This window comes from Neisseria sp. CP9, assembly GCF_047758525.1.
Taxonomy (GTDB): Bacteria; Pseudomonadota; Gammaproteobacteria; order Burkholderiales; family Neisseriaceae; genus Neisseria.
In genome coordinates this window covers 243,660-262,124 of sequence record NZ_CP180502.1, presented here as the reverse complement: position 1 = coordinate 262,124, position 18,465 = coordinate 243,660, and the positions used below count along the sequence as shown (strand labels likewise).

The 18,465-nt window shown below is 45.4% G+C and carries 18 protein-coding genes and 1 pseudogene; 15 read left to right on the top strand and 4 right to left on the bottom strand.

Translation table 11 applies throughout. The features are described from left to right. Positions 1 to 59 precede the first annotated feature (59 nt). The 3 genes from ACMYUL_RS01205 to ACMYUL_RS01195 all read left to right on the top strand — a co-directional run bounded on the left by ACMYUL_RS01205 (position 60) and on the right by ACMYUL_RS01195 (position 1,913). Complete coding sequence (locus tag ACMYUL_RS01205) at positions 60 to 416, top strand: helix-turn-helix domain-containing protein (RefSeq protein WP_342031246.1); 357 nt, start codon at positions 60 to 62, stop codon at positions 414 to 416. 62 nt (positions 417 to 478) lie between these two features. Beyond that, positions 479 to 1,285, top strand: coding sequence for an integrase core domain-containing protein (locus ACMYUL_RS01200; protein ID WP_070512209.1), 807 nt, complete (start codon positions 479 to 481; stop codon positions 1,283 to 1,285). 142 nt (positions 1,286 to 1,427) lie between these two features. After that, positions 1,428 to 1,913 (top strand): DUF4189 domain-containing protein, encoded by a 486-nt coding sequence (locus tag ACMYUL_RS01195; RefSeq protein ID WP_049230273.1) that lies wholly within the window; start codon positions 1,428 to 1,430, stop codon positions 1,911 to 1,913. Positions 1,914 to 2,181: 268 nt separating this feature from the next. Here ACMYUL_RS01195 and ACMYUL_RS01190 read toward each other — a convergent pair. Further along, positions 2,182 to 2,977, bottom strand: a protein-coding gene (locus ACMYUL_RS01190; RefSeq protein ID WP_415771101.1) for an IS5 family transposase whose coding sequence is annotated in 2 segments (ribosomal slippage) — positions 2,182 to 2,610 and positions 2,612 to 2,977 — 795 coding nt in all. Because the reading frame shifts where the segments join, the coding sequence is not laid out codon by codon here. Between the two features lie 42 nt (positions 2,978 to 3,019). On the opposite strand from ACMYUL_RS01190, the gene ACMYUL_RS01185 reads away from it, so the two are divergent. The 5 genes from ACMYUL_RS01185 to guaA all read left to right on the top strand — a co-directional run bounded on the left by ACMYUL_RS01185 (position 3,020) and on the right by guaA (position 6,971). Next, the gene (locus ACMYUL_RS01185) at positions 3,020 to 3,505 is read left to right on the top strand and encodes a hypothetical protein (RefSeq protein WP_415771642.1); all 486 of its coding nucleotides are present in this window, start codon (positions 3,020 to 3,022) and stop codon (positions 3,503 to 3,505) included. Positions 3,506 to 3,604: 99 nt separating this feature from the next. Continuing rightward, the gene (gene smpB / locus ACMYUL_RS01180; RefSeq protein ID WP_283117806.1) at positions 3,605 to 4,054 is read left to right on the top strand and encodes an SsrA-binding protein SmpB; all 450 of its coding nucleotides are present in this window, start codon (positions 3,605 to 3,607) and stop codon (positions 4,052 to 4,054) included. A 333-nt stretch (positions 4,055 to 4,387) separates the two neighbouring features. After that, positions 4,388 to 4,726, top strand: coding sequence for a hypothetical protein (locus ACMYUL_RS01175; RefSeq protein ID WP_003760104.1), 339 nt, complete (start codon positions 4,388 to 4,390; stop codon positions 4,724 to 4,726). 185 nt (positions 4,727 to 4,911) lie between these two features. Next, a complete protein-coding gene (locus tag ACMYUL_RS01170) occupies positions 4,912 to 5,337 on the top strand; it encodes a hypothetical protein (RefSeq protein WP_415771641.1) in 426 nt (141 codons plus the stop codon). A gap of 68 nt (positions 5,338 to 5,405) precedes the next feature. Further along, the gene (gene guaA, locus ACMYUL_RS01165; protein ID WP_003740869.1) at positions 5,406 to 6,971 is read left to right on the top strand and encodes a glutamine-hydrolyzing GMP synthase; all 1,566 of its coding nucleotides are present in this window, start codon (positions 5,406 to 5,408) and stop codon (positions 6,969 to 6,971) included. 177 nt (positions 6,972 to 7,148) lie between these two features. Here guaA and ACMYUL_RS01160 read toward each other — a convergent pair whose 3' ends face one another. The 3 genes from ACMYUL_RS01160 to tssB form a co-directional block, all read right to left on the bottom strand. After that, entirely contained in the window at positions 7,149 to 7,955 is an 807-nt protein-coding gene (locus ACMYUL_RS01160) for an integrase core domain-containing protein (protein ID WP_070512209.1), read from the bottom strand. Between the two features lie 324 nt (positions 7,956 to 8,279). Then, positions 8,280 to 9,809: a type VI secretion system contractile sheath large subunit gene (gene tssC, locus ACMYUL_RS01155; protein WP_070513963.1), complete on the bottom strand. Its 1,530-nt coding sequence runs from the start codon at positions 9,807 to 9,809 to the stop codon at positions 8,280 to 8,282. Positions 9,810 to 9,849: 40 nt separating this feature from the next. Beyond that, the gene (gene tssB / locus ACMYUL_RS01150; protein ID WP_003760099.1) at positions 9,850 to 10,347 is read right to left on the bottom strand and encodes a type VI secretion system contractile sheath small subunit; all 498 of its coding nucleotides are present in this window, start codon (positions 10,345 to 10,347) and stop codon (positions 9,850 to 9,852) included. 168 nt (positions 10,348 to 10,515) lie between these two features. Between tssB and tssK the strand changes: the two genes are divergently transcribed. The 7 genes and pseudogenes from tssK to ACMYUL_RS01115 all read left to right on the top strand — a co-directional run bounded on the left by tssK (position 10,516) and on the right by ACMYUL_RS01115 (position 18,439). Continuing rightward, on the top strand, positions 10,516 to 11,862 hold the full coding sequence (tssK, locus tag ACMYUL_RS01145) for a type VI secretion system baseplate subunit TssK (protein WP_415771637.1): 1,347 nt from the start codon (positions 10,516 to 10,518) through the stop codon (positions 11,860 to 11,862). A gap of 1 nt (position 11,863) precedes the next feature. After that, positions 11,864 to 12,523 carry a DotU family type IV/VI secretion system protein gene (locus tag ACMYUL_RS01140; protein ID WP_070513967.1) on the top strand — a complete coding sequence of 220 codons (660 nt, stop codon included), beginning with the start codon at positions 11,864 to 11,866 and terminating at the stop codon, positions 12,521 to 12,523. Positions 12,524 to 12,541: 18 nt separating this feature from the next. After that, positions 12,542 to 14,182: an OmpA family protein gene (locus ACMYUL_RS01135; protein WP_070513968.1), complete on the top strand. Its 1,641-nt coding sequence runs from the start codon at positions 12,542 to 12,544 to the stop codon at positions 14,180 to 14,182. A 71-nt stretch (positions 14,183 to 14,253) separates the two neighbouring features. Continuing rightward, entirely contained in the window at positions 14,254 to 14,742 is a 489-nt protein-coding gene (locus ACMYUL_RS01130; protein WP_003760091.1) for an Hcp family type VI secretion system effector, read from the top strand. 71 nt (positions 14,743 to 14,813) lie between these two features. Beyond that, positions 14,814 to 17,633, top strand: a complete 2,820-nt coding sequence (gene tssH, locus ACMYUL_RS01125) for a type VI secretion system ATPase TssH (RefSeq protein ID WP_070513970.1) — start codon at positions 14,814 to 14,816, stop codon at positions 17,631 to 17,633. Positions 17,634 to 17,800: 167 nt separating this feature from the next. Further along, positions 17,801 to 17,863, top strand: a pseudogene (locus ACMYUL_RS01120) (transposase); the annotation flags it as partial. Between the two features lie 357 nt (positions 17,864 to 18,220). Further along, the gene (locus ACMYUL_RS01115; RefSeq protein WP_003685475.1) at positions 18,221 to 18,439 is read left to right on the top strand and encodes a YdcH family protein; all 219 of its coding nucleotides are present in this window, start codon (positions 18,221 to 18,223) and stop codon (positions 18,437 to 18,439) included. Positions 18,440 to 18,465 lie beyond the last annotated feature (26 nt).

The window sequence follows — 18,465 nt, the reverse complement described above, 5'->3', positions numbered from 1 at the left end:
GGGGTACAAACTTATTAACAAGTACGCACAATTTTTATACTGTCATTCGGAGGTCAATAATGGCGGAAACAGAACCGACACACGGCGCCTGCTGTCCGGTCGTTAATACTTTGGATATTATCGGTGGGAAATGGAAGGTATTGATTTTATATTATTTACACGGGGAAACCCGACGATTCAACGAATTGCAGCGTCTGCTGGCGGGTGTTACCCAGCGGATGTTGACGTTGCAGCTGCGCGAATTGGAGAACGACGGTATTGTCCATCGCGAAGTGTATCCGCAGGTTCCGCCGAAGGTGGAGTATTCGTTGACGGCGTTCGGGCAGACATTAATGCCCGTTATCGAGGCGATGCACCGTTGGGGCGAGCAATATGCCGCAGAATGTGTGAAACACAAAAAACCGCCGCAAGCGTAGGCATTTTTCAGATGTAGAAACTAGTAGCGTTGTTTACAGTATTTCCAGGAGAATACTGAAACATGAACATGCACAAAAACACCCGTCTCACCCCGCACCACCGCCAAGCCATTTGGCTGGCCTACACGCAGGGGAAGGAAAGCGTCACCTCCCTGGCACGCCGCTACCAAGTCAGCCGCGTCACCATTTACCGCGCACTTAAAGCCGCAAGAGGCAGACTGCTCAAACCCCAAACCAGTACCAACAACCGTTTCAAACAGGCAAAGTACGGAATGAAACGCCTGGCCAAGGTAGAACGCGGCATTCAGGAAAAACTCAAAAGGCAGGCCAAACGCTACAATAAATCCTACCCCGGAGAGCCGGTACATCTCGATACCAAACGGCTGCCGCTGCTCAAAGGGCAGAAAGCTACCGATAAGCGGGATTACCTGTTTGTCGCCATTGACGATTTCTCAAGGGAGCTATACGCCGCCATTTTGCCGGACAAAACCGCAGACAGTGCCGCCAAGTTTCTGACCGAACACCTGATTGATCCCTGTCCATACCTGATTGAGTGCGTTTACTCCGACAACGGTACGGAATATAAAGGCTCGGCCAACCATGCTTTCGGTGTAGCCTGTTATGAGAACGGGATTGGTCAAAAGTTTACCCGGGTTGCCCGTCCGCAGACCAACGGTAAGGCGGAACGGGTTATCCGCACCCTGATGGAGATGTGGCATGAGAAACAGTTGTTTGACAGTCCGGAACACCGGCGAAAGGAGTTGTGCCGCTTTGTTAATTTCTATAACACTGTGAAGCCGCACCGCAGTTTGAACGGCGATACGCCGTTTGAGGTCTTGCAGGCTTATTTTTCTCAATCTGTGGTGTAAACAACGCAACGTTTTCCTACATTTCAGACGACCTTGTAACAAGGGACTTGAAATGAAAAGTGATGCAGGCATATATTCGCCATGGGCTTTGCTTTATAATGATGACAGTCAAACATAACGACATAAGCATTTGGAATCAATAATGAAAAAAATTGTAATGGCACTTATCGCCACCATTTTGTCAGCGGGCGCGAATGCAGCGGATACTTATGGTTATCTCGCCATGTGGCAGAATCCGCATGACGGCAATGATGCGCTGCTGATTAAAACGACAAAAGAAAATATGTCGCAAATCGAGGCAAATGCGGAGCTGGAGGCGTTTTGCCGAGGGCAGGACACACTTTCCGGCGTGCAAAACGGCGAGGCGACAGGCTGTAAATCCGTTGTTCCGCTTCATAACACCTGCATCGCCGTCGCTTACCCGAAAGCAGAAGGCAAACTGACGACGGATAATGCGGTGGTGATTACTTCGCCGCGCTTTAAGAGCGTGCATCAGGTCGCGCTGAACCAGTGTATTAAGAAATACGGTTCGCAAGGGCAATGCGGCTTGGAAACGGTGTACTGTACTTCAAGCGCGTATTACGGCGGTACGGTCAAAACGTTGTTGAACCGATTGAAGGCGCAATAAATGGTGCAAAAAGGTCGTCTGAAAACCGCACAATGGCTTTCAGACGACCTTTCAATTGATATGCTATAAACGGGTAAGGAAAAATGTGATGATTGATTATATAAAAATGTATGAAAACATGAGTGTTTCTAAGGAGGTAAGCAGTCTCAACTTTCCGCTTAATTTCCATTTCAAACTTTTATCCATTGCCAATGATTTTTTTGTCAGAGACGAAGCGGGGAACGAAATCGCTTATACGCGGCAGAAAATAGACCTCTTGCGAAAATATTCATCCCATCGCATTAACCAGTCCTGCAATCAGATTTACCCTTAACCCGAACCGTTTCCGCCTGTTGCGGTAAGGCAGCGACAAGATTTTGAATATCTTCAGTTTCCTGTTGATGTGCTCGATGACGGTTCTGAGTTTGCCTAACCGCCTGTTCGCCTCTTTATCCTGTTTGTTCAGCGGATGATGTTTGGATTTCTTTTTCGGGGTCTGTAATCCGGTTTTAGCCAATCCTTGATAACCCTTATCCGCAATGACTATTTTGTAGGGATAAAGCTCTGCAAGGTGCCTCTTGGCTAAACGCATGTCATGCTGAGCACCCATCCCCGTCCGGATGCTGATGATTTTTTCAGTTTCTCTGCCGTATATGACCTGGATTTTAACCGTGTGCCGCTTTTTCTTGCCGCTGTAATACTGCCGCTGTTTTTTTGGGACGTTCAATCGGGCTTTCGGTAACGTCAATGATGACCGTTTGATCGCCCAGATTCTTGTGTTTTGGCAGGGAAAAGCGTTTGCAACGGATGAGGGCGTCCTCGGTTTTACGGATGGTGCGGCAGACATTACTTTCAGAAAGGCCGTAGATGGCGGCCAATTCGAGTTGGGTATGGTAATGACGCAGATAGCTCAGGGTAAGCAGCAGTTGGTCTGCCAAGCTGAGCGTATGCGGCCTGCCTGACTTGACCTTCCGGCTTTCTGCTTCTGTGGTGACTTTCAGCATTTCGTGAAAAAGGACGGGCGTTACACCTGTGAGCCGTTTGAATTCCCTGTCGCTTCTTTGGATGAGGTTTTCGTATTTCATTTGGGAATTGTAAATCTTCAGGATACTTTCGCAAAAGGTCTAATGTTTAAGCTCAAAGAGTCGATTCAGGTTTTCCCTAATCGCGATCAGAATACGCCTGTGTTTACGATTCAGGCGGACAGGGTTATTGATTTTGGTGCGACCTATGTCATTCAGAATGCTTCCGGTACGGTTTTGGGGAAAGTGGTACATGAAGGGGTCAAGTCGCTTTGGCGCACGAGCTATCAGGTGACGGACGCGGAAGGTCAGTTGCTCTTCCATATCCGCGAAAAAAATCCTTGGGTGGCTGTGTTGGATAAAATGGTAGGAGAGGTTCCGTATCTGGGTTGGCTGACAGGTCTTTTCTTCAATCCGACTTATTTGATTACCCGACCCGACGATACGGTGGTGTATCGTTTGAAGAAATTGAGGGCGTTGTGGGAGGGCAAATTCAGTTTGCACAAAGAAACCCAAGCAGCTTCGAGCGACGATATCCTGATATTAAACGCCGTCATGTTGTTTCTATTGATGGAAAAAAATAAAGGGTAGGGCGCGCGGTCGGCATATCGCATCCATTCACATTTAAACATTTTCATTTCTAGGACGCGCTGATAGAATAGCTCGTCTGAAAAGTATAGAAGAATCAAAATAATGAGTATTGCCAATAATAAAAAAGCCTTTCACGACTTCTTTATCGAAGACCAGCTCGAAGCCGGTTTGGTATTGGAAGGTTGGGAAGTCAAAGCCATCCGCGCCGCGAGGGTGCAGTTGAAAGAAAGCTATATCTACTGGAAAAAAGACGCTTTTTATCTGGTCGGCTGCCATATTACCGCGCTGCCGACTGCCTCGACACACGTCAAACCCGACCCCGTCCGTCCGCGCAAGCTTTTGCTCAAACAATCCGAAATCAACAAGCTCATCGGTAAAACCGAGCGCGCGGGTTATACCATCGTCCCGTTGAATCTGCACTTCACGCGCGGCAAAATCAAAATGGAAATCGGCTTGGCGAAGGGTAAAAAACAACACGACAAACGCCAAAGCCTGAAAGAAGCCGACTGGAAACGCGAAAAACAACGTTTGATGAAAAATGTGCGCTGAGGCTGGTAGCAGCTTGAATTGACCGCATGACACCGATGTTGCCGCAAACATGTATAGTGGATTAGATTTAAATCAAGACAAGGCGACGAAGCCGCAGACAGTACAGATAGTACGGAACCGATTCACTTGGTGCTTCAGCACCTTAGAGAATCGTTCTCTTTGAGCTAAGGCGAGGCAACGCCGTACTGGTTTAAAGTTAATCCACTATACCCGCCGTTTACACATCAAGCCCTATGTTTGCAAAAACATACCCAAGATTGCTTTCTTCAGGCTTTTCAGATGACCCCTGCGACCCAATAATCAGGGTCGTCTGAAATTTTACGGAGTAACGCCATGTCCCGCTCTTCGCTTTTCCTGCCGCTGTTTTTGATTATCTTCGGTGCCGTTTGGTTTTTGAAAACGACGGACATCCTGCCCGCAACTTCGACCATCGTGTCCGCCGGTATGGTGCTGGCGGGGATTGCGGTTTTGGTGATGGACGGCGTCAACAAGCAGTCTATCGTTTCCGGCCCGCTGCTGGTGTATATCGGCGCGGCGGTGTATCTGCACAATCAATACTGGCTCGGCTATTCGCCGCTGGTTGCTTTGGGAATGATGGTGCTGGGCTGCCTGCTGCTGCTTTCGCGCAGCGACATGGTGCCTTATAAGCAGCATAAACAGCAGGATAACTAAGCCCCTCTCCCTGCAAAGGTCGTCTGAAAATGGTATAATCCGCCGTTTTCAGACGACCTTTTTTGATGCCGTTTTTCTGACAGAAAATTTTAATAAACAAAAGTAAGTGGAGTATGGGCTGTGAAGCCGTATTATAGATTTTCCATTTGCTGATTTGACTAACTAGTAAAGATGAGATTAAAGATATGAAAGTCATTGGTCTATACAACGTAGGGAACTCTGGTAAAACAACCACATTGGATTTGGTTATTGATAAACTGCAGGAACCAGAATATGGTTATAAGTTAGTACCAGAAAAAAAGCCAAACACTAAAGACAAAAGAGTTTTATTGCAGTACAAAAAATTAAAAATCTGTATCACTACATTTGGAGATAATAGGACAGAGACAGAAAAAAATATTAAATTTTTCGAGGATCATCAACCGGATATCGCCATTTCCGCAGCACGGACAAAAGGTGAGACCCGTGATTTACTAGATAAGTATGCTGAATTATTGGGTACAGAAGTCATATGGCTGAAAAAGCAGAGAGCAGAAAGCGAAACAGAAAGAACTATACTTAATAAAAAAGACGCCGATTTGATCTTGACATATATCCCTAAGCAAGGATAACTAAAAAATCAGTTAATCTTTTGATTTTCATATCTCTTATAATCCCCTTTTAGAAAAGTCTTAGCACCATGACCCAAGACAAAATCCTCATTCTCGACTTCGGTTCGCAAGTTACCCAGCTTATCGCCCGCCGCGTGCGCGAAGCCCATGTTTACTGCGAGCTGCATTCCTTCGACATGCCTTTGGACGAAATCAAAGCCTTCAATCCTAAAGGCATCATCCTCTCCGGCGGCCCCAATTCCGTTTACGAATCCGACTATCAAGCCGATACCGGCATCTTCGATTTGGGTATTCCGGTTTTGGGCATCTGCTACGGAATGCAGTTTATGGCGCACCACTTGGGTGGCGAAGTGCAGCCCGGCAACCAGCGCGAATTCGGTTACGCGCAAGTTAAAACCATCGACAGCGAACTGACCCGCGATATTTACGACGACGCGCCAAACACGCTGGACGTATGGATGAGCCACGGCGACAAAGTGTCCAAGCTGCCCAACGGCTTTGCCGTTATCGGCGATACTCCGTCATGCCCGATTGCCATGATGGAAAATGTCGAAAAACAATTCTACGGCATCCAATTCCACCCCGAAGTGACCCACACCAAACAAGGCCGCGCCCTGTTGAACCGCTTTGTCTTGGACATCTGCGGCGCGCAACCGAGCTGGACGATGCCGAACTACATCGAAGAAGCCGTTGCCAAAATCCGCGAACAGGTCGGCAGCGACGAAGTGATTTTGGGTCTGTCGGGCGGCGTGGACTCTTCCGTAGCCGCCGCGCTGATTCACCGCGCCATCGGCGACCAACTGACTTGCGTATTCGTCGATCACGGCCTCTTGCGTTTGAACGAAGGCAAAATGGTGATGGATATGTTCGCCCGCAACTTGGGTGTGAAAGTGATTCACGTCGATGCCGAAGAGCAATTCATGGCGAAACTTGCCGGCGTTACCGACCCTGAGAAAAAACGTAAAATCATCGGCGCGGAATTTATCGAAGTATTTGATGCCGAAGAGAAAAAACTCACCAACGCCAAATGGCTGGCACAAGGCACTATTTACCCCGACGTAATCGAATCCGCAGGCGCGAAAACCAAAAAAGCCCACGCCATCAAATCGCACCACAACGTCGGCGGTCTGCCCGAAAACATGAAGCTCAAGCTGCTTGAGCCGCTGCGCGACTTGTTCAAGGACGAAGTGCGCGAACTGGGCGTCGCTTTGGGCTTACCGCGCGAAATGGTGTACCGCCATCCGTTCCCAGGCCCTGGTTTGGGCGTGCGCATCTTGGGCGAAGTGAAAAAAGAATACGCCGACTTGCTGCGTCAAGCGGATGACATTTTCATCCAAGAATTGCGCAACACTACCGACGAAAACGGTACATCTTGGTATGACCTGACCAGCCAAGCCTTCGCCGTGTTCCTGCCCGTAAAATCCGTCGGCGTAATGGGCGACGGGCGCACTTACGACTATGTCGTCGCACTGCGTGCAGTCATCACCAGCGACTTCATGACCGCACACTGGGCAGAACTGCCATACTCACTGCTCGGTCGCGTGTCCAACCGCATCATCAACGAAGTCAAAGGCATCAACCGCGTGGTTTACGACGTAAGCGGCAAACCGCCTGCCACGATTGAGTGGGAATAAAAGTAAAGATATAAACGCATAAAAAGGTCGTCTGAAATGGTTTCAGACGACCTTTTGGTTTTTATAAAAGAATAATGGAACAAGGAGATGGCTGAAGTGCGTTTAGACAATATAGTGGATTAACTTTAAACCAGTACGGCGTTGCCTCGCCTTAGCTGTAGGAAAACGTTGCGTTGTTTACACCACAGATTGAGAAAAATAAGCCTGCAAGACCTCAAACGGCGTATCGCCGTTCAAACTGCGGTGCGGCTTCACAGTGTTATAGAAATTAACAAAGCGGCACAACTCCTTTCGCCGGTGTTCCGGACTGTCAAACAACTGTTTCTCATGCCACATCTCCATCAGGGTGCGGATAACCCGTTCCGCCTTACCGTTGGTCTGCGGACGGGCAACCCGGGTAAACTTTTGACCAATCCCGTTCTCATAACAGGCTACACCGAAAGCATGGTTGGCCGAGCCTTTATATTCCGTACCGTTGTCGGAGTAAACGCACTCAATCAGGTATGGACAGGGATCAATCAGGTGTTCGGTCAGAAACTTGGCGGCACTGTCTGCGGTTTTGTCCGGCAAAATGGCGGCGTATAGCTCCCTTGAGAAATCGTCAATGGCGACAAACAGGTAATCCCGCTTATCGGTAGCTTTCTGCCCTTTGAGCAGCGGCAGCCGTTTGGTATCGAGATGTACCGGCTCTCCGGGGTAGGATTTATTGTAGCGTTTGGCCTGCCTTTTGAGTTTTTCCTGAATGCCGCGTTCTACCTTGGCCAGGCGTTTCATTCCGTACTTTGCCTGTTTGAAACGGTTGTTGGTACTGGTTTGGGGTTTGAGCAGTCTGCCTCTTGCGGCTTTAAGTGCGCGGTAAATGGTGACGCGGCTGACTTGGTAGCGGCGTGCCAGGGAGGTGACGCTTTCCTTCCCCTGCGTGTAGGCCAGCCAAATGGCTTGGCGGTGGTGCGGGGTAAGACGGGTGTTTTTGTGCATGTTCATGTTTCAGTATTCTCCTGGAAATACTGTAAACAACGCTACTAGTTTCTACATATCTGTACTGTCTGCGGCTTCGTCGCCTTGTTCTGATTTAAATTTAATCCACTATATGTTGAGACAATATAAGGAGAAAACGCGATGTCGTCCTAACGAATTTCATTTGCCAAAAAATAAAGCGGTCGTTCATGTAGCAAATACAGAACGACCGCTTGAGTTCAGCACCATTTTAGATTGTCTTCGACAGCAAACTGCTAAGGATTTGCTGTCTTAATGATTCATTGTCTGAATATATGGAAGACAAATCATGCGATACCGTTATCCAATGGTTTATTTTTTCTCTTTCGGCATTTGAGATACCAAGGACAGGTTCACATCCAAGCCTTCGATTTGGAAGTGAGGACGGGCAAACAGGCGCACTTTAAAGAAGCCGGGGTTGTCTTCGATATCTTCAACCAAAACTTTGGCTTCACGCAAAGGATGCGTTGCTTGCAATTCGTCGCTTGGATCTGTCATTTCAGTAACCAAGGTATTGATCCAATTGTTCAATTCCAGTTCGAGCATGCGGCGGTCTTTGGTTGTGCCAATGTTTTCGCGTTGGATCAGTTTGAGATAGTGGGCCAGACGGGAGAGCAAGAAAACATAAGGCAGACGGGCATTGATGCGGCTGTTTGCCGTCGCTTCTTTGGTTTCGTAGAGCGCAGGTTTTTGTGCTGAGTTGGCCGAGAAGAAGCAGGCGTAATCGCGGTTTTTATAGAAAGACAGCGGTACGAAGCCCAAATTGGCAAATTCAAATTCGCGGGTTTCAGGAATCAGAACTTCGGTAGGAATTTTCACTTGGTTGCCAGTGCCCAAATCATACATATGGATAGGCAAATCTTCGATCAAACCACCGGCTTGTGGTCCGCGGATTTGGACGCACCAGCCATTGTTAATAAAGCTGCGAACCATGTTGGCAGCAAAGGCAAAGGATGCGTTTGCCCATAAGTAACGATCGTGTTCGGTGCCTTTAACTTGTTCTTCGTAATTGAAGCTGCGTACAGGAACTGTATCGCTACCGTAAGGCAGACGGGCAAGGAAGCGGGGCAGGGTCAGGCCGATATAGCGCGCATCATCGGTCTCGCGGAAGCTTTTCCATTTGATGTATTCGGCACGGTCCATATAGTTCGCCAAGTCCTGAATGCCGGCGACTTCTTCCATGCTTTCTTTACCGAAGAAAGATGGGCCGACAGAGCCGATGAATGGCATGTGTGCAGAAGCGGAGACGCGTGAAATATTGCGCAGCAAAGCCATGTCTTGCGGGCTGCGGTCAAATTCGTAGTTGGAGATGACTGCGCCGATAGGTTCGCCGCCCGGGGTGTCGTATTCGTTGCTATAGGTGTGGCGATACAGTCCGCTTTGGACGATTTCCGGCGCATCTTCAAAGTCTTGAATCAAGTCTTCTTTTGAGACGTCGAGGATTTCGATTTTAACATTGTGACGGAAGTCTGTACGGTCAACCAAGAATTTCAGACCGCGCCATGCAGATTCGATTTTTTGGAATTCTTCGTTATGGAGGATTTCATCTAATTGGTGGCTGAGCTGTTCGTCAATGCGTGCGATGTGGTAGTCCAACAGGCTTTTGTCGAGGCGTTCTACTTTTTGAGATGAATCTTGAATCATCTTTAAAAATACGCTGACCGCTGCTGCGATGCGTTCATCCGCAGAGGCTTCGGACATTTTTTCGGCGCTTTGGAACTGTTCGATGTCGATGACGGAGTCGACGGCGTTTAAATTGATTTTTTGGCACAGCGCTTCATAAACACTGGCTGTGTTTTCTTGTTCTATAACGGTTGTTTGGGCTTCTTGGCGTTTTTGCATATTTTAAATCCTTACGGGTGTTTTCAGACGACCTTGTGTTTTATTTGTTAACAGGTGCAATTTTTTCGAGGCGGTCGCGCAGTTCGGCAGATAGATTTTCGTCACGCAAGATGGTTTCCAGTTCGCGACGGAATGCCGAATCGTCCAACAGGTTGGATTTCAAGTCACGGAGCAGGTTACGCATAGCCAATAAAGCGCGCAGCTCGGGAACATTTTGTGCAATTTGTTCCGGATGGAAATCCCGCATAGATTTGAAATTCAAATTGATGTTCATCTCGCCGCCGGCAGGGGAGAGGGTGTTTTTCACAGTCAGGTTGGCTTTAGGATTGAAGTCGGACAATACGGAATCAAAGTTGTTTTTGTTGATATTGACTTTTTCTTTTTCGGCAAGATCGCGTTTGTCTTGACCATTACTGTAATCACCGGTGACTAAAAGTTTGAGCGGAAGCTCGACTTTTTTCTGTGCGCCTCCGGTATGGAGGTCTAGTTTGATATTGATACGTGAAGGTGGAACTTCGTTTTGGAAACTTTTGCTCACGGCTAATCCTATTCTCTGTTATGTGTTGAAGGGAAAATCTTTCGTTTCAAATGAAATATAAATACTAAATTTGGATATATTTCTATCTAAATAGTATAAATGTTAGGTATACTGTTGTCTATTGCATTCAAAATTTATCTGACAAAAGGTATTTAAAAGGTATAAACAGTGAAATTTCATAAACCATTATGGGAAGAGGGTGTCTTGCTCTCTCCTCAGCACTTCCAACAGCAGAACGTTTTTAATAGTTACATTTATGCAACAGTAATAAAATTGATGGGCGAATTCAAGTGGGGATGTTTTCGTTGCGAGTTCGATCAGCAGACACTTGAGTTAGGAAAAATTAAATTGAATGAACTTCAGGCCTGCCTGCCGGACGGAACCTTGATTGATTTGCAGTCGGGCAGTGGCTCTGTTGAAGTTCGTGACATCAATAGCCTGCCTATGAGAGCAAGAAATACAGTGTTGCTGGCTCTCCCAGTTTATCAAGCGCATGTACCGAATTTGGTGGATGAAAACGGGGCTGGAAATACCCCCAGACGGTTTGTGAAAAAGTTTGAGCAAGTTGAGGATTTATTTTCCGCTGAGGAGGCAGAACTTGCCGTTGAGCAATTAAATTTACAAATTCGTTTTGATTTCGAGGATAATGACGATTACATTACATGCCCCATCGGCGTAGTGGAGAAAAACGAGAATGGGGCATTGATTTGGTCTAAAGACTACATCCCTCCATTATTGTCGATTACAGGTTCGGAAGTTTTACTTTCATGTCTGAATAGAATCACTTTGCTGGTGTTGTCCCGTATAGATAACTTATCTGCCCGCCGCCGGGCGCGTAGTGAAAATACGGTCGATTTTTCTGTGTCTGACTCAACCTTGTTCTGGTTCTTGCATGGATTAAATACGATTTATCCTGAATTGAAACATTTGAATGATTACCCGCAGCAACATCCTGAGGAGCTTTATAAACTCTTAGTGCGTCTGCTTGGTATGTTGTATACATTCAGGGTGAGTGAATCTGTGAATGAGATGGAACCATACGATCATTTTGATCTGTTTGGAACCTTCAACCGTTTGGAGTTGAAAATCCGCAGTCTGTTAGATGAAGTCATTCCATCGCCTGTTATCGAATTGTCGTTAGAACATACAAAATCCACACATTGGCGAGCTCAGATATTTGACAGCAGAATTGATGATAATGCGGAGTTTTATATCTCGGTACATTCTGATTCCGTTGTTTTTGCTGAATTGCAGAAGCAATTGCCATTGGTCAGCAAAATTGGTGCACCTGAAGACGTGGAACGCGTTATCAATACGGCAGTAATGGGAGTGCCTTTGCAGTTGTTGAATCAAACCCCTCCTGGTTTGCCGTTCCGAATGGATAATGTTTACTTCAGATTAGACAAACGGCATGTGGCATTTTCAAGAATGATGCAATCGCAGGTATGTAGTATTTACGTTCCAACATCTATACCCAATTTACATTTAAGCTTGTTTGCAGTAGTGAGTATTTAATATGAACCATAATCCATTGATTCGAAGTGAATTAAGAGATACTGCTTTGACCGTATCCGCATTATCGGCAGGTTTTAGTCCCGAGCATGCCTCAACATGGTATGAATATGGCAAAACTTTGGTAGAGAATTTAAGAAAAAATTTAGCAAACTCTGGTCGTAGTGCAGAGGAGATTGAAGAGATTTCTTATGCGCAGTGTGCGCTTTTGGATGAGGTTGCACTGCAGAATCTGCAAGGAAGTGATCGAGAAGTGTGGGAAATGAATCCCATGCAAGTACATTTCTTCCAATCATACAATGCGGGCGATGTATTGTGCGACAAAATTGAAAAGCTGTGCAAAACAGGCAGTGCCAATTCTTTGATCGCTGAGGCATATTTGAGTGTAATCAATTTGGGCTTCAAGGGACGTTATATTTTAGATGAAATGGCTCTTCAAAATTCACAAAATAGCTTGAAAAAAATGGTTGCTGGGTTGTCTAGCAATGCGGTAACTCAAGATGGGCAAATATTCTATGTCGATCGTAAAAGCATGCCTCTTAAGAGTTTGCTGACGATTAGTCCGATATGGGTATTTATCTGTTGTTCTGTGATTGCAGTAGTAGCTTATTTTGCATTTGGATACTATCTGGATACTTTGGCTGAACAAACTCAAGCATTATAAATTTAGAGTAATTTCATAATGACTTATCAAAAGCTCTCGTCTTTCATTATTTTTATAGTAGTTGAGCTTATACTGTTTTATGTATTGGCAATATATTGGCAAGCTAGTTGGATGCTGAAAGGCGGTATTCTAGCTTTGTCAATTGTTGCTATATTTTGTGCTTGGTTAATCAGGCAGCGTAAGAACAAGGAAAATATCAGTATTGGTTCAGAAGTTTGGCAGCAAATTGCGACAGAATTAAATAATACTGGATTTACTGGGCGTTACGTTTTACGTATGCCTGATTCTGCAGTGAAGATGTCGAATTTAGTCGAGAGGTATGATGACACAGTATATATAAATATTTTTAATCCAGAACATTTATACACTGTAGTTTGGAATCTGCTTCAGAATATAGCCCGTAAACAAATCTCACTTAGCATAGAGCTGGTGTTGTCTCCCGCCATAAATGCCGATGTATCTATGGTTATGCGGGGGTGGTTGCGCAATATATTGTTTTTGCAAAAAAAGATGGGTATATCTATACCTGTAAGTTTTGTTATTCGTGCCCCCTTTCTTTTCAAAGAGTCTTCAGATAAAAGAGAGCTATTTTTTGCCTTAAAAACACAGGGCAGATGGAATGTATTAAATATTAATCAGTTTTTTACTGATTTTAAAGAAAGTTTGTCTATTGAGTTTTTACGGCAAAATAAACAATCAAACGGTTGTCAATACATATGGCTGATCGAGGCACTCAATTGCGTCGAAGAGCAATTGTTGAATCGTACAGACGGGGGGTGGGAATATGTCGATGTACGCAGCTTAAGCGTAGTTGACGATGGAGACTGCCAAGCCAAATCAGTATGGGCAACTTATATTTCTAAGAATACACAAGGGTTAATCCATTCTTTTAATAATTATCAAGGTAATCAATTTCAATATATTCATACCGAATTGTCAGATAAATATACCGTTTATCATAAAAATCATGCTATTGATATACTTTTTAAAGTATTATCTGTTTGTGCATTAGGTTTTTTATCTGCTTCGTTTTTCTCTATGAAAAACAATAGCCGTTTAATAGAACAAATCAGCCGGCATATAGAAAATGTTCGGTCTGAGGCAAATTCAAATGAGCGGCAACAACATTTGGTATTGCTAAAGCAGGATTTGCAATTGCTTGAGAAATACCGTGATGAGGGTGTACCAGCACATTTAGGATTAGGGTTATATCGTGCGGATTTATATATTCCAAAGTTAAAAGCCTTAATGCCGAAAGATCCTCCACCTCCAAAACCGATAAAACCGGAACCTGTGAAACCTGTAGTTATTACTTTAGACAGCTTGGCTTTGTTTGAAACAGGTCAGTTTGAACTAAAAAATAATGCCAATAAAGCATTGATTGGTGCATTAAAAGCAATTGAGTCACATCCTGATACACGAATTTTAGTTGAAGGACATACTGATAATGTTGGAAATCCTGTTTCTAATCAGCAATTATCAGAAAAGCGTGCTCAATCGGTCAAAGATTGGTTGGTTATCTCTTCTAATGTTCCGGAGAGTCGGTTTGAGGTTAAAGGATTGGGTGATACCAAGCCTATTGCAGATAATCAGACGGAAGAAGGTAAGGCCAAAAACCGTAGGGTTGAGATCATACTGATTCCGTCTGTAAAACAGTAAATTTAATGCAGCACAAGTTGCTTTAAGCCTCACAACTTAAGGCGTTTTCAATAAAACTAAGGAGTAAAAATATGGCAATTCCTGCTTATATGTGGTTGAAAGACGATGGCGGTTCCGTTATTAAAGGTTCTGTTGACGTCAATGGTCGCGAAGACAGCGTTGAAATCGTTGAGTTTCTGCACAATGTCCGTATTCCTACGGATGCCAATACCGGCAAACTGACAGGTACTCGCGTTCACGAACCTATCGTATTGTTCAAAGAATACGATGCTTCTTCACCATACCTGTACAAAGCAGTAACAACTGGTCAAACTTTGAAAGAAGTAGAAATCAAGTGGTACCAAATTGACGCTTCCGGTCAAGAGAAAGAGTATTTCAATACCAAACTGGACAACGTTAAAGTTGTAGCAGTGGGTCCTGTAATGCACAACATCAAAGATCCTGCTCGCGAACGTTACAATCACTTGGAACGCGTTGAATTGCGTTACGAAAAAATCACTTGGACTTATAAAGACGGAAACATCATTCATTCCGACAGCTGGAACGAAAGCCGCGCTTAATAATCCACATAAAGTGCTGCCTGATAAAGGTAGCACTTTTTTATAACACATTTTTACATCAGGGATATCAAATGTCTGCACATGATCAAGCATTATTATTACGTCGTCTGAACACGCATTGTCAGCAGGCGATGGAAGCTGCAGCCGGCTTATGTCAAACACGAGGTCATGCCGAAATTACGGTTGACCATTTATTTATCAAATTGCTCGAACTAGGGGATGGAGACGTTAATGCCTTATTGAGGCGTTACGAAATTGATTTAGAAAATATTTGGAATCCTTTGTTGAGTACGATGGACAAACTTCCACGCAATGTTCGTGGTAATCCTTCTTTGTCTAAATCATTGATTAGTTTATTGTCGGATGCATGGTTGTTGGCAAGTGACGAAGGTGCATCTGAAATCCGTTCGGCTTTCCTATATCAGGCATTGCTGAAATCTCCTTACCGTCTGATGACGCAGGAAGCATGGCCCTTATTAAGCCTGACTGAAACACAGATAGGTCGTCTGAAAACTTGGTTGGACGAAGTTTCTATCGAAGGTGAGAATAATACATTTGCGCAGCCGGCTTCAGAAGAAGGTCAGCATACAGTTTCAGCGGAATCTAAACCCCAACAAACCGCTACAGCAGGACAAAACGATACGCTTGCACGTTTTACCGTCAATTTGACTGAAAAAGCCGCTCAGGGCGGTATTGACCCTGTATTTGGACGTGAAACTGAAATCCGTCAAATGATGGATATTTTATCGCGTCGCCGTAAGAACAACCCTATTTTGGTTGGCGAGCCGGGTGTCGGTAAAACTGCATTGGTAGAAGGTCTGGCATTGAAAATCGCTTCGGGCGAGGTGCCTAAGATATTGGAAAACACCCAAGTATTGGTGTTGGACTTAGGTCTTCTGCAAGCGGGTGCAGGGGTGAAAGGCGAATTTGAACAACGCCTGCGCAATGTTATCGAGGCCGTTCAAAATTCTGAAGAACCCGTTTTATTATTCATCGACGAAGCACATACGTTAATCGGTGCCGGAAACAGCGCGGGCGGCGCGGATGCAGCCAACCTCTTAAAACCGGCTTTGGCGCGGGGTGAATTGCGTACCATCGCAGCGACAACCTGGAGCGAATACAAACAATACTTTGAAAAAGACGCCGCATTGGAACGCCGTTTCCAAATGGTCAAGGTTGACGAACCCGATGATGAGGCTGCGTTCACAATGCTCCGCGGTTTGAAACAACGTTATGCCGCTTACCATAAAGTCCATATTCAAGACTCCGCCGTCATCGCAGCCGTACAACTTTCCCGAAAATACATTACAGGCCGCCAACTGCCGGACAAAGCCGTAGATTTGTTGGATACGGCAGCCGCACGCGTCCGCATGAGTTTGGATACCGTGCCTCATATTTTCGGTTTGATGGATGCCCAAATTTCTTCACTGCAACGCGAGCTGGAAGCATTGGATGCCGATAAGCAATTAGGTCGTCTGAATGCTTCGCAGCAAGATAACATTCGACAAGTTGAGCAAGAGATTGCCCAATTGAATGAAGAGCGCGAAGAAATGAACCGCCGATATCAGGAAGAAAAACAATTGGCGGATGAAATCCAATCCTTGATGGAAACTGCCAAGAATACAGAATTGACTTCTGAAGCGCGACAAGCCGCGCAACACAGCCTGACCGAGAAACAGCAGCAACTTGATGCCGTTGTCGCGGGCAAACCGTTGATTTTCACCAGCGTTGATGAGACCGTGATCGCCGATATTATCGCCGATTGGACAGGTGTCCCCGCAGGCAGCGTCCTCAAAGACGAACTGGCAAACCTGCTGCAACTGGAAAGCCTGCTTGAGAAACGCGTGGTTGGGCAAAGTGAAGCTATTCATGCTATCGCGCAAAGTTTGAGAGCCGCTAAAGCCGGTTTGAAAACCAACGATTCTCCATTGGGTGTATTCCTGTTGAGCGGTCCGTCCGGCGTAGGCAAAACAGAAACGGCGCTGGCTTTGGCAGATGCGCTGTTCGGCGGCGAAAAATCGCTGATTACCATCAACCTATCCGAATACCGCGAAGCACATACCGTTTCCCAACTCAAAGGTTCGCCTCCGGGTTATGTCGGTTATGGCGAAGGCGGCGTTTTGACCGAAGCAGTACGTCAAAAACCTTACAGCGTCGTATTATTGGATGAAGTTGAGAAAGCTCATAAAGACATTCTCAACCTTTTCTACCAAGTCTTCGACAAAGGCATGATGCGTGACGGTGAAGGTCGGGAAATCGATTTCAAAAATACCGTTATCCTGATGACGTCAAATTTGGGTGCGAACGAATTGACCCAATTGCTGCAACCGCAAGAGCCTGAAGAAACCGAAGAAGCTGTTGCAGAAGAAGGTAAAGAGCAAAACGCGCAAGAGCAGATTGTGGACACTGAAGTCGAACTTTCTGCACAAATGCCGGATGGCTCGTCTGAAAACGCCTGCGTTTCAGACGAACCTGTTGAAACCGATGAAACGCCTGAATTCAGTCTGGAAGAGTTGGCAGAAGCGATTCGTCCGATACTGACAGACCATTTCCAAGCCGCGCTGTTGGCGCGTATGCAGGTTGTTCCTTATCGTCCGTTGGAAAAAGAGGCATTGGCTCAAATCGTCAGACTGAAGCTGGACAAAATTGCTGACCGACTGTACGAAGCCCATCAAACACGCCTCAGTTACAGCGAAGATTTTGCAGCGCTTCTGGCTGATTCTTGCACTACCGGCGACAGCGGCGCACGCAATATCGACCATTTGCTCAACCGCCAAGTCATGCCTGCCATCGCGCAAAGCTTTTTGCAATGGCAGCAAACCGCAGGGCATATGCCTGAACATGCAAAATTGGAGTTGGGCGAAGACGGAATAGACGTTTTATTTGAATAATGGGAAGAGAATAGGTCGTCTGAAATTATTATGTTGTTCAGACGGCCTTTGTTAAACTTTCACTTTATTGATAACGCATCCCGAGAGTCATTCGAAAGGTCGTCTGAAAAAAAGCTTTTCTTAGTTCAGACGACTTTTTATAGTTAACGTATTGTTGAAACCCATTATATAGTGGATTAACTTTAAATCAGGACAAGGCGACGAAGCCGCAGACAGTACAGATAGTACGGAACCGATTCACTTGGTGCTTCAGCACCTTAGAGAATCGTTCTCTTTGAGCTAAGGCGAGGCAACGCCGTCCTGATTTAAATTTAATCCACTATATTTGGATTGCCGGCTTAATCGGGTTTTAGCAGTGTATTGATAAATATTGAGAAAATAATGTCTTGTTACTTTCTTTATATTGTGTCAAAACACGAATATTTAAAAGCTGTTCTACGAACGAATGGGTTTGATATCGCTCAGACTCAGCCTGATAAAAAAGGCTGAATAAAAGCGATAGCTTTGTTATAATGAAACTATAGAGATTTCCATCAGTTTCTTGGCATTGCGCCGTTTTATCCATATCAACGAAAGAGGAAAACAAAATGTTTCCAGAATATCGCGATTTAATTTCAAAATTAAAACAAGAAGATGCGCATTTTGCACGATTGTTTGACGAGCATAACGAGCTGGATGACAAAATTACCGGTTTGGTAAACAACCCTGTTACCAGCGGTGCTGAAGAAATCGAAGAGCTGAAAAAAGCTAAATTGAAACTGAAAGACGAGTTGTACGCTCTTCTGCAAAAAGCAGCAGGCAAATAATTTGAGTTTCTCAGGTCGTCTGAAAC

What these genes read in the sequence shown, in the direction of transcription:
- ACMYUL_RS01170 (WP_415771641.1), top strand. Translation starts at nt 4,912, where the DNA reads ATGAAAGTCATTGGTCTATACAACGTAGGGAACTCTGGTAAAACAACC.
- ACMYUL_RS01130 (WP_003760091.1), top strand. Translation starts at nt 14,254, where the DNA reads ATGGCAATTCCTGCTTATATGTGGTTGAAAGACGATGGCGGTTCCGTT.
- ACMYUL_RS01135 (WP_070513968.1), top strand. Translation starts at nt 12,542, where the DNA reads ATGACTTATCAAAAGCTCTCGTCTTTCATTATTTTTATAGTAGTTGAG.
- ACMYUL_RS01205 (WP_342031246.1), top strand. Translation starts at nt 60, where the DNA reads ATGGCGGAAACAGAACCGACACACGGCGCCTGCTGTCCGGTCGTTAAT.
- guaA (WP_003740869.1), top strand. Translation starts at nt 5,406, where the DNA reads ATGACCCAAGACAAAATCCTCATTCTCGACTTCGGTTCGCAAGTTACC.
- ACMYUL_RS01175 (WP_003760104.1), top strand. Translation starts at nt 4,388, where the DNA reads ATGTCCCGCTCTTCGCTTTTCCTGCCGCTGTTTTTGATTATCTTCGGT.
- ACMYUL_RS01160 (WP_070512209.1), bottom strand. Translation starts at nt 7,955, where the DNA reads ATGAACATGCACAAAAACACCCGTCTTACCCCGCACCACCGCCAAGCC.
- tssC (WP_070513963.1), bottom strand. Translation starts at nt 9,809, where the DNA reads ATGCAAAAACGCCAAGAAGCCCAAACAACCGTTATAGAACAAGAAAAC.
- ACMYUL_RS01185 (WP_415771642.1), top strand. Translation starts at nt 3,020, where the DNA reads ATGTTTAAGCTCAAAGAGTCGATTCAGGTTTTCCCTAATCGCGATCAG.
- ACMYUL_RS01195 (WP_049230273.1), top strand. Translation starts at nt 1,428, where the DNA reads ATGAAAAAAATTGTAATGGCACTTATCGCCACCATTTTGTCAGCGGGC.
- ACMYUL_RS01115 (WP_003685475.1), top strand. Translation starts at nt 18,221, where the DNA reads ATGTTTCCAGAATATCGCGATTTAATTTCAAAATTAAAACAAGAAGAT.
- ACMYUL_RS01200 (WP_070512209.1), top strand. Translation starts at nt 479, where the DNA reads ATGAACATGCACAAAAACACCCGTCTCACCCCGCACCACCGCCAAGCC.
- tssH (WP_070513970.1), top strand. Translation starts at nt 14,814, where the DNA reads ATGTCTGCACATGATCAAGCATTATTATTACGTCGTCTGAACACGCAT.
- ACMYUL_RS01140 (WP_070513967.1), top strand. Translation starts at nt 11,864, where the DNA reads ATGAACCATAATCCATTGATTCGAAGTGAATTAAGAGATACTGCTTTG.